Origin of the sequence: Neobacillus drentensis, from assembly GCF_036966985.1 — a bacterium.
GTDB classification, from domain to species: domain Bacteria; phylum Bacillota; class Bacilli; order Bacillales; family Cytobacillaceae; genus Neobacillus; species Neobacillus drentensis_E.
In genome coordinates this window covers 2,514-18,711 of record NZ_JBALSN010000011.1, presented here as the reverse complement: position 1 = coordinate 18,711, position 16,198 = coordinate 2,514, and the positions used below count along the sequence as shown (strand labels likewise).

Sequence of the window (16,198 nt, the reverse complement as noted above, 5' to 3'; positions counted from 1 at the left end):
TCTTCGTGTTTCCTTTATCTCAGTTGGAGCGCTCCACAAGGAAGGCCTCGTGAGCATTTACGTCGCACGAGAAAAAGCGTTAGCTTTTTCGAGGAGGCCATACGCCGCTGAACAGGGCACTTACGCTTTTCTTACATATTCCTTCGATACTGCCCGCCGACTTCGTAAAGAGCTCGGGTGATTTGGCCCAGGCTGGCGACTTTGACGGTTTCCATTAACTCGGCAAAGATGTTGCCATTTTTAACGGCAGCTTCTTTCAAACGTCCCAACGCTTCTCCCGCCACCGTAGCATGGCTTTCCTGGAAAGCACGCAGATTTTGAATCTGCAGTTCTTTCTCTTCGTACGATGCCCGAGCTATTTCCATATTATTGACGTCTTCCTCGGACGGAGGATTTGGGTTCAAGTACGTATTAACGCCAATAATCGGTAATTCACCGGTATGCTTTTTCATTTCATAATACATCGATTCATCCTGAATTTTGCCGCGCTGGTACTGGGTTTCCATTGACCCAAGCACACCGCCGCGGTCATTCAAGCGTTCAAATTCTTGCAGCACCGCTTCTTCAACTAGATCCGTTAACTCCTCCACAATAAATGATCCTTGGAGTGGATTTTCATTTTTGGACAAGCCATGCTCTTTCGTAATAATCATCTGAATCGCCATCGCGCGGCGCACCGATTCCTCGGTTGGTGTTGTAATCGCCTCATCATAAGCATTTGTATGAAGAGAATTACAGTTATCCTGCAACGCCATTAACGCCTGCAGCGTCGTCCGGATATCATTAAAGTCAATTTCCTGCGCGTGCAGGGAACGACCCGATGTCTGAACATGGTATTTCAATTTTTGGCTCCGCTCGTTTGCGCCATATTTATCGCGCATCACCGTTGCCCAAATGCGGCGGGCCACCCGGCCAATTACGGTATACTCCGGATCCAAGCCATTCGAGAAGAAGAAGGACAAGTTCGGTGCAAAATCATCAATCTTCATGCCGCGACTCAAATAGTATTCAACATAGGTAAAACCATTGGACAAAGTAAACGCAAGCTGTGAAATCGGATTGGCACCTGCTTCAGCAATATGATAACCCGAAATGGAGACCGAATAATAGTTGCGCACTTGATGGTCAATGAAATATTGCTGAATATCCCCCATCATCCGCAGCGCAAATTCCGTCGAAAAGATACATGTATTTTGACCTTGGTCTTCTTTTAAAATATCAGCCTGCACCGTGCCGCGTACCGTCCGAAGTGTATAGGCACGAACTTCTGCGAATTCCTCCACCGTTAATACCCTGCCAATCTCCGCTTCCTTCCGCTGCACCTGCTGGTCAATCGCTGTATTCATAAACATTGCTAGAATAATCGGTGCTGGACCGTTAATCGTCATTGATACCGATGTTGACGGATGACATAAATCAAAGCCGTCATACAACTTCTTCATATCATCTAAGGTACAAACACTGACCCCGCTTTCGCCGACTTTCCCGAAAATATCCGGGCGGTGATCCGGGTCTTCACCATACAGTGTCACCGAGTCAAACGCTGTACTTAAGCGTTTCGCATCATCATCCTTCGATAAATAGTGGAAGCGGCGGTTCGTGCGTTCCGGCGTCCCTTCCCCTGCAAACTGGCGTTTCGGATCCTCGCCTTCGCGCTTGAAAGGAAATACCCCTGCCGTATACGGGAACGAACCTGGAACGTTTTCCTGGTAAACCCAGCGGAGGATTTCCCCGTAATCCTTATACTTTGGCAGCACCACTTTCGGGATATCAAGCCCTGATAAGCTTTTCGATTTTAACGCTGTAATTATCTCTTTATCACGGATTCTCGTCACGAACTTGTCGCCGGAATAAGCTTCTCGCGTTTTTGCCCAGCCATCAAGAATTTTCCTAGACTCTGGCGTCAGTTTCGCCTCCGTCTCTTGCTTAACCGCTTCTAACGCTGCAATCACTGCCGAATCGCTGACCGCTTCAATCGCCCCTTCTAACTGGAATAACTTCCGGGCAATCCCAGCTTGTTCTTCCGCTTTCCTGTGATAACCGCGCACCGTTTCGGAAATTTCCCGTAAATAATAACGGCGGTCGGTTGGGATAATCACATTTTGTTTTTCAACCAGGGCATCTTTCGTAAAAGAAGTGACCCAGCCCGTACCCATCTTGTCATTAATTTTTTCAATCAGCGCCGCAAACAATCCATTTGTACCCGGGTCATTAAACTGGCTCGCAATCGTTCCATATACCGGCATGTCATCGATATCCTTTTCAAACAGCATATGGCTGCGCTGGTACTGCTTTTGCACCTGGCGCTTCGCATCCTCCGAGCCCTTACGCTCAAACTTATTGATGACAATCAGGTCTGCAAAATCAATCATATCAATCTTCTCAAGCTGTGACGGCGCCCCAAACTCACTCGTCATCACATATAAAGAAACATCGCAAATCTCGGTAATTCCCGCATCGCCCTGACCAATCCCGCTTGTCTCGACGATTACGAGGTCAAAGCCAGCCGCCTTCGTAACGGCCACCGCATCCTTAATTGCCAGTGAAAGTTCACTTTTTGAATGCCTTGTCGCGAGCGAGCGCATATACACATTCGGCGAAAAAATCGCATTCATGCGGATTCGGTCCCCAAGCAGGGCACCGCCCGTCTTTTGCTTCGTCGGGTCAACCGATAGAATTGCTACCTTTTTATCAGGCAGTTCATTAATAAAACGGCGAATCAATTCATCGGTCAATGAACTTTTTCCGGCACCGCCCGTTCCCGTGATCCCAACGACCGGAATCTCTTTCTCGAGCGACTTCACTTGATCGAGCACTCGCTCAGCGGTCGCTGCTGCTTCATTCTTTCCATCGACATGAAGCTCAGCGATAGTGATCAGCTTCGCCACCGCATTCACATCCCCGCTCGGCAGCTTCTCAATTTGATCCGCTACATCGACAGGGACTGTCGCAAAATCACACTCCTCGAGCATCCGATCGATCATGCCCTGAAGCCCCATCTTGCGGCCATCCTCAGGGGAGAAAATCCACGAAATCCCGTACTCATGGAGCTCATCGATTTCGCGCGGGATAATCACCCCGCCGCCGCCGCCAAAAATACGGATATTCGGCGCACCCTTCTCTTTCAACAAATCATACATATATTTGAAGTACTCAACATGACCGCCTTGATACGAAGAAATTGCAATTCCCTGCACATCCTCCTGAATGGCCGCGTTCACAACCTCCTCAACCGAGCGGTTATGGCCAAGATGAATGACCTCCGCCCCGCTCGCCTGCAGAATCCGCCTCATAATATTGATGGAAGCATCATGCCCGTCAAACAAGCTTGAAGCTGTGACAAAGCGAATATGATGCTTCGGCTGATAATTCCCCATCGTTCTCCCCCTTTTTATAGGCTATATTAAACTTGGATGTTGATTTTCGGTCCAGGCGCTTCGCGTTCCGCGGGCGGTCATGCGAGCCTCCTCGGCGCTTAAAGCGCCTGTGGGGCCTCACCTGCCCCGTCCTCCCGCAGGAGTCTTCGCGCCTTCCGCTCCAATCAACATCGCCATCAGTTAACATTATGACCTAGCCTGTGTTGACGAATGAATCCCGTGAAATAATTGCTCCGTTTGCAGTTCAATATATTCATCTAGTGTATATAATTTTTGGAGGGCCCAGCGCCGGAACGCCCACATTTGTCCCTCGACAATAATGTTATGACTAATCAGTTCGATCTGTTTTTCTGACAACTCCAGTTCGCCGTTTTCGACACAGCGGACAATCAGGCTCTCAAACATCGCCGCCATTTCGATTTCTTTTTTCAGCACATAGGGAAGCGCATCCTTCGTCAGCGATTTGGCTTCTTGATACATGACCAGCACTTCATCCTGCATCTCATCCACAACCCGGAAATAATGCCCGATCCCTAGCTTCAGACTTGATAGGGTGCCTTTTTTCTGTTCAAGGTCCTGCTCGAGGCGCTCGCTCACATGTTCATAAATGCTGTCACAGACGAGATACAGGACATCTTCCTTCGAACGGATGTATTCGTAAAGGGTCCCAATACTGAATCCTGCAGCTTTGGCGATTTCCCTCGTCGTCGTCCGGTGAAAGCCTTTTTCCTTAAAAAGGCTGACCGCCCCTTTAATCATTTGGTCCCGCCGTTTCTGAACAAGACGTTCATCCTTTACAGAAGCCAGTACTTCTCGTTTTTTTATCATGTTCTAACCCGCCTTACTTCGTGATCATCCGCGAGATCACAAGTCGTTGAATTTCTTGTGTGCCTTCATAGATTTGGGTAATTTTCGCATCGCGCATGAAGCGCTCAACTGGATAATCCTTTGTATAGCCATAGCCGCCAAAGACCTGAACAGCCTCAGTTGTCACCTTCATCGCGGTATCGCCCGCAAATAACTTCGACATCGCCGACTCCTTGCCGTACGGCAGGCCTTGCGACTCGAGCCATGCGGCTTGGTATGTTAATAGTCGGGAAGCCTCAATCCCTGTAGCCATATCTGCGAGTTTAAAGGCAATCCCTTGATTTGCGACGATTGGTTTACCGAATTGATGACGTTCCTTGGCATAGTCCGCGGCTGCGTCAAGAGCCCCTTGAGCAATCCCCACAGCTTGAGCAGCAATACCGTTACGGCCGCCATCAAGAGTCATCATCGCAATTTTAAATCCTTCACCTTCTTCACCAAGGCGATTAGCAACAGGTACCTTGCAATCTTCAAAAATAATTTCGGTGGTCGGTGAGGATCGGATCCCGAGTTTCTTTTCTTTTTTCCCAACCGAGAAGCCTGGGAAGTCGCTCTCGATAATAAATGCGGTTGTTCCTTTTTGTCTGCTTGACGGGTCGGTTAACGCAAACACCACATAAATGTCGGCTACACCACCATTAGTAATGAAAATCTTTGAGCCATTAAGGACATAATGATCACCTTCGAGACGGGCAGTCGTTCTCATTCCGCCAGCATCCGAACCGCTGCCAGGCTCTGTTAAGCCGTATGCGCCAATTTTCGTCCCTTCTGCCATTGGGCGAAGGTAGGTTTGCTTTTGCTCTTCGCTGCCGAATTTATAAATCGGCCAGCCCGCTAAAGAAGTATGGGCTGAGAGCGTAACGCCTGTTGATGCGTCAACGCGGGAAAGCTCTTCTACTGCGATACAGTAAGCAAGATAGTCACTGCCAATGCCGCCGTACTCTTCCGGCCAAGGAATCCCGGTTAAACCCAGCTCCGCCATTTTGTCAAAAATCTCGCGGTCAAAGCGTTCTTCCTCATCGCGATCCGCTGCTGATGGGGCCACTTCATTCCGGGCAAAATCACGAACCATTTTCCGAATCATTTCATGTTCTTCAGAGAGTTTAAAGTTCATTTCAAGTCCTCCTAGTGGGATGAATATATATTAAAAATTTAAGAATTGAACTTAGCAAATTGTCTAGCTCCAGCGCCTAGGGGCTCGGGTCATAAGCCAATCCGTCCTGAAGGTTAAAAAGCAACCTTCAAGCCGGCTCGTCTTATGCCTGTCGCCCCTGGACAAGGCGCTTCCGCTTTTCTTTATAGATGCTTACTAATGACAATTCGTTGAATTTCACTTGTGCCTTCATAAATTTCAGTAATTTTTGCATCACGGAAATAGCGTTCAACCGGATAATCTTCGGTGTAGCCGTAGCCGCCAAAGACTTGAATCGCTTCAGTGGTCACTTCGACCGCTGTTTTAGTTGCGAACAATTTCGCCATTGATGCCTCCAACGTGCATTTTTTGCCATGGGTCCGTAAATACGCTGCACGATAGACTAATAGTTTCGCCGCTTCCACACTGGTCGCCATGTCAGCTAACTTAAAGCCAATCCCTTGTTGAGCGGCAATCGGCTTGCCGAATTGCTGGCGGTCCCCAGCATAGGCGGTTGCGGCTGACAGTGCGGCCTCTGCAATCCCAAGTGCCTGGGTCGCAATCCCGATGCGGCCGACATCAAGGTTGGCCATCGCAATCTTAAAGCCTTCTCCTTCGGCACCCAGCAAGTTTTTAGCCGGAACATGCATATCTTCGAACGTGAGTTGGACGGTTCTTGAACCGTGCAAGCCCATTTTCTTCTCATCTTTGCCAACGATAAAGCCAGGGGTATTTTTTTCAACAATGAATGCGGAAATCCCTTTGCTGCCTAGTTCCGGATTTGTTTTTGCAAAAACAATATAGACATCAGCCTCACCGCCGTTCGTAATGAACACCTTCGAGCCGTTGATGACGTAATGATCGCCCTTCTTGACGGCACGGGACTTTAAGCTGGCGGCATCCGAACCAGAACTCGGCTCGGTTAAGCAAAACGCACCGAGATACTCCCCTGAAGCCAGCTTCGGCACGTATTTCTCTTTCTGTTGTTCGGTTCCAAAATAAAGGATCGGGTTCGTGCAGACGGAGGTATGGACAGAAAGAATCACCCCAATGGTTGCACTTACCTTGGAAAGCTCATGGATCGCTAAAATATAAGAGGTAAAGTCCATCGCCGCACCGCCGTATTTTTCAGGGACAGGGATCCCCATTAGGCCTAAGGCTCCCATTTTGCGGAGGATTTCGCGGGGAAATTCCCCTCTTTCCATATTTTCAATAAATGGGACAATTTCGCTGTTAGCAAAATCGCGGACCATTTTTCGCATCATTTCTTGTTCTTCGCTGAATGTAAGATTCATGGTGGTCTCCCCTTTGGAGGAATGTACTATCGTGGTACTCATCATTATCACGACCCCTTTTTCGAAGAAATGCTGTGTTTATTCGTACGTATAAAAACCGCGCCCTGATTTTTTGCCAAGCCAGCCTGCTTTCACATATTTGCGAAGGAGCGGACAAGGACGGTATTTGTCATCGCCAAACCCTTGGTGAAGCGTTTCCATAATATACAGACACGTATCCAAGCCGATAAAATCAGCCAAGGTTAACGGTCCCATTGGGTGGTTCATGCCGAGTTTCATCACTTCATCGATGGCTTCCTTCGTGGCCACACCTTCATAAAGTGTAAAAATCGCTTCATTGATCATTGGCATCAGAATGCGATTGGAAACAAACCCTGGGAAGTCGTTCACTTCAACCGGAACCTTGCTCAAGGTTTTTGTCATATCTTCAATCACTTGGTAGACTTCATCGGATGTTGCAAGACCGCGAATGATTTCGACAAGCTTCATGACCGGAACCGGGTTCATGAAGTGCATACCGATCACTTTTTCCGGACGCTTGGTGGCCGCAGCTATTTCAGTGATAGGCAATGATGAGGTATTACTCGCGAGTATCGCGTGTGCTGGGGTAATTTCATCCAGTTGAGCAAAGATGTTGGTTTTGATGTCCATATTTTCAACGGCAGCTTCGATGACGAGATCGACGTCACGGGCATCGTTTAGGTCAGTAGACGCGGTAATGTTGCTGAGAATTTCTTGTTTTTGCTCTTCAGTGAGGCGCCCTTTATCAACGTTCCGTGTAAGTATTTTATTGATTCCGGCTAGGCCGCGTTCCACAAACTCCTGTTTTAAATCATTAAGTACAACCTTGTACCCTGCCTGTGCACAAACTTGGGCAATCCCCGAGCCCATTTGTCCTGCACCAATGACCATAAGTTTTGAAATCTTCATTCGATCCCCTCCAAGAAGGCCGGAAGTGAGTCCGGCCTAGAATTTTTTATATTTGGTATCTACTAATCTTAAAAACTATTATCCGCGCGGAACCTCGATCATCACCGCATCGCCCTGGCCGCCGCCGCTGCAGATCGCGGCAATTCCAATTCCGCCCCCACGGCGCTTTAATTCATGCATTAATGTAAGGATAATACGTGCCCCGCTCGCCCCAATCGGGTGACCGTAGGCGACCGCACCGCCATTGACATTGATCTTTTCTGGATCCAAATTGGCGATTTTCCCGTTGACTAAAGCCACCGCCGCAAAGGCTTCATTAATTTCAAATAAATCGACTTCGTCTACCGTTTTGCCAGTTTTCCGTAACAGCTCATTAATGACAAGTCCCGGTGTTTTTGGAAAATCCTTTGCTTCCACAGCAACAGCCGCATGACCGACAATCACTGCTTCAGCAACGCGACCTTCGCGGGCCGCACGTTCTTCACTCATTAACACGAGGGCTGCCGCACCGTCATTGACACCTGGAGCATTCCCTGCAGTAATCGTTCCCGTTGAATTAAAAACTGGTGCTAATTTAGCCAAACGCTCTAGCGACGTATCTCTTCGTGGTGCCTCATCTGTCTCAACCACGACCGGAGTTCCTTTGCGCTGTGGAACCTCTACTGCGACGATTTCTTCCGCTAACTTCCCACTCTCAATCGCCGCAATTGCGCGCAAATGACTCCTTAATGCCCACTCATCCTGTGCCTTACGGCTGATTTCCATATCTTTGGCCGCTTCATTTCCGTAAGTCCCCATGTGAACACCAGTGAAACTGCAGGTTAAACCGTCATGAATCATTAAATCCTTCACTTGTGCATCTCCCATGCGGAAGCCCCAGCGTGCTTTTGGGAGTACATATGGAGCGTTGCTCATCGATTCCATCCCGCCGGCCACGATCACTTCCTCATCGCCAGCGCGGATGATTTGATCGGCTAACGTGACACTGCGCATCCCGGACGCACATACTTTATTAATCGTTTCTGTTTTCACTTCCCATGGCAGTCCCGCATGCTGCGCTGCCTGGCGTGATGGGATCTGTCCCTGTCCCCCTTGTAGGACTGTTCCAAGAATGACTTCCTCGACCTCTTCTGGCTTCACGCCCGCACGAACTAACGCCTCTTTTACCGCGATTCCCCCTAACTGTGAAGCAGTAAAGCTGCTCAAACCTCCTCCTAATTTTCCAAAAGGTGTTCTAACCCCGCTTAAAATAACCGTTCTACCCATCTTACACACACTCCCCTATTCACAATATTCAGATTAACTTTCATAAAAAAATAGATTCGGTGACTGAACGCTCGCTCGGACACAAGCCAAAAAAGAAACGCAGTCCTCTGCTTTTTAAAATGGTAATGTAAGCGTTTTATTTATATATATATTTTACATAAAAAAGCGTAGAAGTTGAAATGTTTTACACAAAATTTTAAAAATTTTACGAATTAAATAAACAAATCAACTTCTACACTCCATCAAAACCTAAGCGACTTCTCCACAAATGGCCTTTTCAAGCAGTTCCGCTACATCATAGGTCGATACCTTTTCTTCGACCTCTTTGGCCTTCGTTCCATCTGAAAGCATTGTTAAGCAGTACGGACAACCGGAGCTGATGACCGATGGATTCACTGCAAGTGCCTGCTCAGTTCGAGCCACGTTAATGCGGTGTCCGGTTTCTTCTTCCATCCACATCAAGCCACCGCCTGCACCACAGCACATCGCTTTCTCGCGATTCCGCTCCATTTCAAGGAGTTTCACACCTGGAATCGATTTTAGAATCTCACGCGGTGCATCATAGACATCATTGTAGCGCCCTAAATAACAGGAATCATGGAAAGTAATCGTCTCATTTACCGCATGTTTCGGTACGAGCTTCCCATCACGAACCAGCTCATAAAGAACCTCGGTATGATGGAACACCTCGACATCTGATAAGCCGAAGTCAGGATATTCATTTTTGAAAATATTATATGCATGCGGATCAATCGTCACGATTTTCTTGACTTCCGCTTTTTCAAATTCCTCAATATTTTTCGTTGCCAGCTCTTGGAACAAGAATTCATTGCCGAGACGGCGCGGTGTATCGCCAGAGTTTTTCTCTTTATTGCCGAGGATGGCAAATTTGATGCCAGCTTCATTGAGCAGTTTCGCAAACGATAAGGCAATCTTTTGGCTGCGGTTATCGTATGAACCCATCGCACCCACCCAGAAGAGGTATTCAAATTCCTCGCCTGCTTTGTTCATTTCCTTCACGGTTGGTACATGAACATCCTCGCGGGCTTCACGCCAAGTTTCACGTTCTTTTCTGTTCAAGCCCCATGGATTGCCTTGGCGTTCGATATTGGTCATCGCACGCTGTGCATCAGCGTCCAATTTCCCTTCGGTTAACACTAAATAACGGCGCAGATCGATAATTTTATCCACGTGCTCGTTCATGACTGGGCATTGATCCTCACAATTTCGGCAGGTCGTACAAGCCCAGATTTCTTCCTCGGTGATCACATCACCAATCAAGCTCGGATTGTAGACCGCAGCGGCCGCAGATTCTTGTGCACCTTGGCCTGCTGATGCAAGGGCGAGCTGATTTCCTGTCGTATTCCCAAAGGCAAAAGTTGGCACCCACGGCTGTTTCGAGGTAACAACGGCACCATGATTGGTTAAATGATCACGCAGTTTAACGATTAAGTCCATTGGTGACAGCATTTTCCCTGTCCCCGTAGCCGGACACATATTTGTGCAGCGGCCGCATTCCACGCAAGCATAAAAGTCGATCATTTGGTGCTGCGTGAAATCTTCTAATTTTCCAACCCCAAACGATTCTTGGGTTTCATCCTCAAAATTAACCTTTTTCAGTTTTCCTGGTTTATCTAAACGGTTAAAATACACATTCGCAGGTCCCGCAATTAAGTGGGCATGCTTGGATTGCGGCACGTACACTAAGAAGGTTAACAAGAATAATAAGTGCGTCCACCAGGCAATGTAGAAGATTACAGTGGAGGCAGTTTCACCAATCCCTGAAAAAATAACGGAAATCAATGATGCGATTGGCTCGGTCCATGACGTCTCTTCACCATGCCAGATGAGGCTCATCCCATTGCCTAGCAACACAGAAAGCATTAAGCCACCAATGAAAATAAGAACCAGGCCTGATTTAAAGTTGCGCTTTAAGCGGACTAATTTTTCGACATACCGGCGGTAAAAGGCCCAGATGACTGCCACTAAGATCATCAGTGTGACGAGCTCTTGGAAAAATGTAAACCCGGCATAAAGCGGTCCAAGCGGCAGGTGTGCCCCTGGTTTAATCCCTTTGATTATAAAATCAATGGCGCCAAATTGGACGAGAATAAAGCCATAGAAGAACATGACATGCATGATCCCGCTTTTTTTATCCTTGAGCAATTTCTTTTGGCCGAACACATTGACCCAAATTTTGTGGAGCCGCTCTTTGACATTGTCATCGAACTCAACCTTTTTCCCGAGTTTAATAAATTCGATTCGGGTCTTGACCACATACACGAACAGGCTGATTGCGTAAGCGGTTACAATAAGAAACGCAATCAAGTTAACCCAAAGTAATCCATTCATAGTTTTGCCCCTTTCCTGGTTTTCCACTGAAACAACTTTGAAAATAATTAATTTTCAGAATCTATACTTAACTCTATTATATTATGAATGAGCATTCAGTCAACTAGAAATTTGAAAAGTTTGATGAACTTATAGAAATGACTGCTTTCGGAAAAACTAACGTAACTGATTGGAGGAAAGAACCCATATGAATGTGGCACTCATGTTGAGCGTACTCCTTTTTCTCTTCATTATATGGCTCGTTTTGGATTTTCATTTAGGTAGAAAGAAGCATCTTTCCATTGTCAGTAGAAGGGAAACGGCCATTATTCATGGTGACATTGATATTTTTACGCACGGAAAAAAGTTGTTCGCCGACTATTTTCATGAACTACGGAATGCGGACAAGCATATTCATGTTCTCTTTTATATTGTCAAAGACGATGCGATCAGTCAGGAATTTTTTTCTATTTTAAAAGAAAAAGCCCGTGCCGGGGTGGAAGTTCGGCTGCTCATCGACCGGCTCGGCAGCTGGAAGGTGAAAAAAGCGGTGATTCAGTCGCTCCGGGAGGCGGGTGTTCGCTTTGCTTTTAGCAATCATATTAAGCTTCCTTTTCTGTTTTATTCTTCTCAGGTCAGGAATCACCGTAAGGTTACGATTATAGACGGGAAAATTGGCTATCTTGGCGGATTTAATATCGGAAAGGAATATATCGACGAAGAGCCTTCTTTGGGGATTTGGCGCGATTACCATTTGAAGATAACCGGCCGGAGCGTTAATTTTTTGCAAACGGAGTTTTTGGTCGATTGGCATGAGTACGCCGGTGAGGATATCATGGATCATCCGACCTATTTCCCAGTAATGACTGATGGTCAGGTCCGGCACCGATTTGTTCCGACAGAGGCTCAGCAGTTAGAACAGAATTATCTTACGCTTATTCACCAAGCCGATAACTCCATCATTATTGGTTCGCCCTATTTTATCCCCTGTCAAAAAATCTTAGCGGCGTTACTAGCTGCCTTAGAGCGCGGAGTTCATCTTTCGGTGATTGTCCCCTATGCAGCAGACCATCCACTGGTCCAAGAGGGCTCGTTCCGCTATTTACGTAAACTGATTCGAGCAGGAGCGAACATTTATCAATATAAAAAAGGATTTTACCATGCAAAGACACTCATGATTGATGACAAAATCTGCGATATCGGCACGGCTAATTTTGATAAAAGAAGTATGTATTTAAACAAGGAAATTAATTGTTATATTTATGACCCGGCCTTTATTCAACGTTTGATGGAGATTTTAAAAAAGGATATTGAGGACTCCGTGCCGCTGACATTAGCTGTCCTTAACAAACCGAACCCAATCCGCTCAGTTAAAGAAGGCATCGCCGCTGTAATCTCTTACTTTTTATAAACCATTATTGTCCACGGATGGTGTCAGGCACCATAATTAAGCACTATTAAAAAAGCACCCAAGGAGTTATTGTTATGAAGATTCGGTTTGGTTATGTTTCACATGCGATTAGTTTGTGGGATGCTTCGCCGGCGAAGGCGCTGACGTTTACTCGGTATCAGCAGCTAAGCCCTGAAGAGCGTGTGGAAAAGCTGCTTGAGGTGACGAAGCAGAATTTGAATCATACCCTGCGTATGCTCTACTACAATCTTGCTCACGAACTTGAACTTTATAGGATGTCTAGTTCGATTGTCCCACTCGCGACCCATCCGGAGGTGAATTGGGACTTTGTGACTCCTTTTCGTACAGAATGGCTAGAGATTGGTGAGCTGGTGAAAAAAAAGAAATTAAGGGTCAGTTTCCACCCGAATCAATTCACCCTGTTCACCTCACCGCAAACAAAGATTACCGAAAACGCCGTGGTCGATATGCATTATCATTATCGTATGTTTGAAGCGATGGGCCTTGAGCAGGAAGGGCTGATTAATATCCATATTGGTGGTGCCTATGGTGATAAACAAAAAACTCTGCCGCGATTTCATCAAAATTTAACGACACTGCCCGCCCCCATTAAACAAGTGATGACATTAGAAAATGACGATAAAACCTACAATGCCGAAGAAACGTTAGCAGCCTGTGAAAAGGAATCAATCCCGTTTGTGTTCGACTATCACCACCATATGGCCAACTTGTCCGAGACAGCACTCGAGGAACTGCTGCCGCGGATTTTCCAAACTTGGGAGCATAGGCTGCATCTCATTCCAAAGGTTCATATTTCCTCTCCTAAAAACGAGAAGGAGTTCCGCTCCCATGCTGATTTTGTAGATCCGGAATTTATCATGCCGTTTTTGAAAATGGTGCGCGAAATTGGGGCTGATGTTGATTTCATGATTGAGGCCAAAGCAAAGGATCAAGCTGCACTGAAATTAATCGAAGATCTGAGCAAGCTTAGGGGTTATAAGCGGATTAGCGGCGGTGCGGTGGAGGTTAAATAAATAAACCGTGTAAAAAAGAGTCTTCGAATCACGTCGAAGACTCTTTTTTATTCCTCAATTAAATTCAACACAGGAACATCACGCTCATTATCCGGGTCATTCCTTGAATAAATTCTCGCTACTTTTGTTGCCTCATCCACATGTTGAATAATCACTGGCGTTCCCTCATAGGTAACATGAATCATTTCGGCAGATTCAACAATTTCCTTGGCTCGTCCCACATTCATTGGCTTCATCCACTCCTAGCTTTAATTTCCCTACTAGTATTTGCCATTATTTAGTTACTATTCATTTATATGGACCAGCCCATAAAAAAAAGGCCCCCTTACCGAAGTAAGAGAGCCATCAGTCATTACATTTTTTCCGGAGCTGAAACCCCAATCAACGCCAGCGCATTGCGGAGCGTAATTTGCACGGACCGCACCAACCCGAGGCGGGCCTTAGTGCGCTCGACATGCTCAAGGTCAAGCACCTTTTCTGCATTATAAAAACTGTGGAACGTCGACGCCAATTCTACGATATAGTTCGTAATCCGGTGCGGGACGCGCTTTATTGCGGCCTCTCCTACAGCTGCCGGGAACTCCCCAATCTTCTTCAATAAATCCATTTCCTTCTCCGACGTTACCAACGAAAAGTCAGCATCCGCCGTCACTTGAACACCCTGCTCTTCTCCAGAACGCAAGATACTAGAAATCCGCGCATGGGCATAGTGCGCATAATAAACCGGATTTTCATTCGACTCCGACACTGCTAAATCCAAGTCAAAATCCATATGCGTATCGGAACTGCGCATCGCAAAGAAATAACGCGTTGCATCGAGGCCAACCTCATCGACCAAATCACGCATCGTCACCGCTTTACCGGTCCGCTTACTCATCTTCATCTTTTCGCCATTTTTATAAAGGTGAACAAGCTGAATGATTTCCACCTCTAGAGTTTCACGGTCATAACCTAACGCCTGAAGCGCCGCCTTCATCCGGGGAATATAGCCGTGGTGATCCGCACCCCAAATGTTAATCAACTTTTCAAAACCGCGGTCCAACTTATCCTTGTGATATGCGATATCCGGTGTTAAATACGTATATGAACCATCTTGCTTAATCAACACCCGGTCCTTGTCATCGCCGAATTCCGTCGAACGGAGCCACGTCGCACCGTCTTCCTCATACACATAACCGCTCGCACGCAGTGCCGCCAAAGCCTCATCAATTTTTCCATTCTTATAAAGCGAAGTCTCGGAATACCAAACATCAAAACCAACACGGAAATCCTCTAGATCCTGCTTTAACTTCGCCATTTCATATTTCAGACCGTATTCACGGAAAAACTCTTGGCGCTCGTCTTCGGACACATGCACATACTTGTCCCCAAACTCCTCTGCCATGGTTTTCCCAATGCCAATAATGTCCGCACCATGGTAGCCGCCCTCCGGCATCTCTTTTTCCAAACCTAGAGCCTGGAAATAACGCGCCTCCACCGACAATGCAAGATTATTAATCTGATTACCCGCATCATTAATATAATACTCACGCGAAACATCAAAGCCCGCCTTCGCTAAAATATTACAAAGCGAGTCACCCACCGCCGCACCGCGGGCATGTCCAAGGTGCAAGTCACCCGTTGGATTGGCCGATACAAACTCGACCTGAACCTTCTGGCCGCCGCCAACTGTGGTCTCCCCGTACTTTTCACCAGCATTCAGTACCGTCGGAATCAGCTCGGTTAAATAACTATTATTCATATAAAAATTAATAAATCCTGGCCCCGCGATCTCAATTTTTTCAATCGAAGCCTTTGAACGATCAATATTCGCAACCAGCGCCTCCGCAATCACACGCGGCGCCTTCTTCGCAACCCGGGCCAGCTGCATCGCCATATTTGTCGCATAATCGCCGTGCGCCTTCTCCTTCGGTGTTTCCAGAACCACATCTGGAATTTGCTCCTCCGTCGCCAGTTCCGCCCTCAGCACTGCCGCCCGAATCTCTTCTTTTAACTTACTTTGCACTTGTTCAACTATGTTCATTGTTATCCTCCTGAAAGGTAATTTCCAAATGGTATGTACCAGCAGGCTTACCCTGCATTGAAAAATCATAAAGAATGTCAATCAAACCAGCAGTATGCTCGATCCGTTTGGCCAGAGTGATCGTCTCAAAGGATCCAAACGGCATTTCATAACTGCCACGGAGCTTCTTATGCAACCGAAACGGCAAGCGCATCTTCACCGCACCACCGCGCAAAATCAGCGCCTCATCACCAGCCACTTTGACAATCGTCCGAACAGTGCCCTCATCCTGCACCTCTTCATACTTAAGAAACGAGGCACCATCTTTTTCAAGATAGCCGCCAAACACCGCCAGCTCATATACTTCCTTGCCGCCTTGCTGATGAATCGTCGTTTTCACATTAATTTTCATCGGAATTTCAGTCGTAGACAAACCTAATGGCACTTCCCTTTTTTCTTTGATAAGAAAGTATAAGTTTTTGAACTTAGATTACTGTCTAGCTCCAGCGCCCTAGCGGCTAGTGTCCTTCGCTCTCCGCCCTACGATAAGTCA

At 46.9% G+C, this 16,198-nt stretch carries 12 protein-coding genes; 2 read left to right on the top strand and 10 right to left on the bottom strand.

Features of this window, described 5'->3' with window-relative positions:
* Positions 1-131 precede the first annotated feature (131 nt).
* The 7 genes from icmF to V7659_RS00715 all read right to left on the bottom strand — a co-directional run bounded on the left by icmF (position 132) and on the right by V7659_RS00715 (position 11,219).
* Positions 132-3,377, bottom strand: coding sequence for a fused isobutyryl-CoA mutase/GTPase IcmF (icmF, locus tag V7659_RS00745; RefSeq protein WP_335537479.1), 3,246 nt, complete (start codon positions 3,375-3,377; stop codon positions 132-134).
* Positions 3,378-3,563: 186 nt separating this feature from the next.
* The gene (locus V7659_RS00740) at positions 3,564-4,202 is read right to left on the bottom strand and encodes a TetR/AcrR family transcriptional regulator (RefSeq protein ID WP_335537480.1); all 639 of its coding nucleotides are present in this window, start codon (positions 4,200-4,202) and stop codon (positions 3,564-3,566) included.
* A gap of 16 nt (positions 4,203-4,218) precedes the next feature.
* Complete coding sequence (locus V7659_RS00735; RefSeq protein ID WP_335537478.1) at positions 4,219-5,358, bottom strand: acyl-CoA dehydrogenase; 1,140 nt, start codon at positions 5,356-5,358, stop codon at positions 4,219-4,221.
* Between the two features lie 182 nt (positions 5,359-5,540).
* The gene (locus V7659_RS00730; RefSeq protein WP_335537477.1) at positions 5,541-6,671 is read right to left on the bottom strand and encodes an acyl-CoA dehydrogenase; all 1,131 of its coding nucleotides are present in this window, start codon (positions 6,669-6,671) and stop codon (positions 5,541-5,543) included.
* 78 nt (positions 6,672-6,749) lie between these two features.
* Positions 6,750-7,601 (bottom strand): 3-hydroxybutyryl-CoA dehydrogenase, encoded by an 852-nt coding sequence (locus V7659_RS00725; protein WP_335537476.1) that lies wholly within the window; start codon positions 7,599-7,601, stop codon positions 6,750-6,752.
* 78 nt (positions 7,602-7,679) lie between these two features.
* Positions 7,680-8,867: an acetyl-CoA C-acetyltransferase gene (locus tag V7659_RS00720; RefSeq protein WP_335537475.1), complete on the bottom strand. Its 1,188-nt coding sequence runs from the start codon at positions 8,865-8,867 to the stop codon at positions 7,680-7,682.
* A gap of 249 nt (positions 8,868-9,116) precedes the next feature.
* The gene (locus V7659_RS00715) at positions 9,117-11,219 is read right to left on the bottom strand and encodes a 4Fe-4S dicluster domain-containing protein (protein ID WP_335537474.1); all 2,103 of its coding nucleotides are present in this window, start codon (positions 11,217-11,219) and stop codon (positions 9,117-9,119) included.
* A 187-nt stretch (positions 11,220-11,406) separates the two neighbouring features.
* Between V7659_RS00715 and cls the strand changes: the two genes are divergently transcribed.
* The gene (cls, locus tag V7659_RS00710; protein WP_335537473.1) at positions 11,407-12,609 is read left to right on the top strand and encodes a cardiolipin synthase; all 1,203 of its coding nucleotides are present in this window, start codon (positions 11,407-11,409) and stop codon (positions 12,607-12,609) included.
* 74 nt (positions 12,610-12,683) lie between these two features.
* Positions 12,684-13,643, top strand: a complete 960-nt coding sequence (uvsE, locus tag V7659_RS00705; protein WP_335537472.1) for a UV DNA damage repair endonuclease UvsE — start codon at positions 12,684-12,686, stop codon at positions 13,641-13,643.
* A 47-nt stretch (positions 13,644-13,690) separates the two neighbouring features.
* On the opposite strand, the gene V7659_RS00700 is transcribed toward uvsE, so the two are convergent.
* From V7659_RS00700 to V7659_RS00690, 3 genes are all read right to left on the bottom strand, one after another.
* Positions 13,691-13,870: an H-type small acid-soluble spore protein gene (locus V7659_RS00700; RefSeq protein WP_283876755.1), complete on the bottom strand. Its 180-nt coding sequence runs from the start codon at positions 13,868-13,870 to the stop codon at positions 13,691-13,693.
* A 125-nt stretch (positions 13,871-13,995) separates the two neighbouring features.
* Positions 13,996-15,666, bottom strand: coding sequence for an arginine--tRNA ligase (argS, locus tag V7659_RS00695; RefSeq protein WP_335537471.1), 1,671 nt, complete (start codon positions 15,664-15,666; stop codon positions 13,996-13,998).
* Complete coding sequence (locus V7659_RS00690) at positions 15,653-16,078, bottom strand: DUF1934 domain-containing protein (RefSeq protein WP_335537470.1); 426 nt, start codon at positions 16,076-16,078, stop codon at positions 15,653-15,655. The genes argS and V7659_RS00690 overlap by 14 nt, the downstream gene beginning before the upstream one ends.
* Between the last annotated feature and the right edge of the window lie 120 nt (positions 16,079-16,198).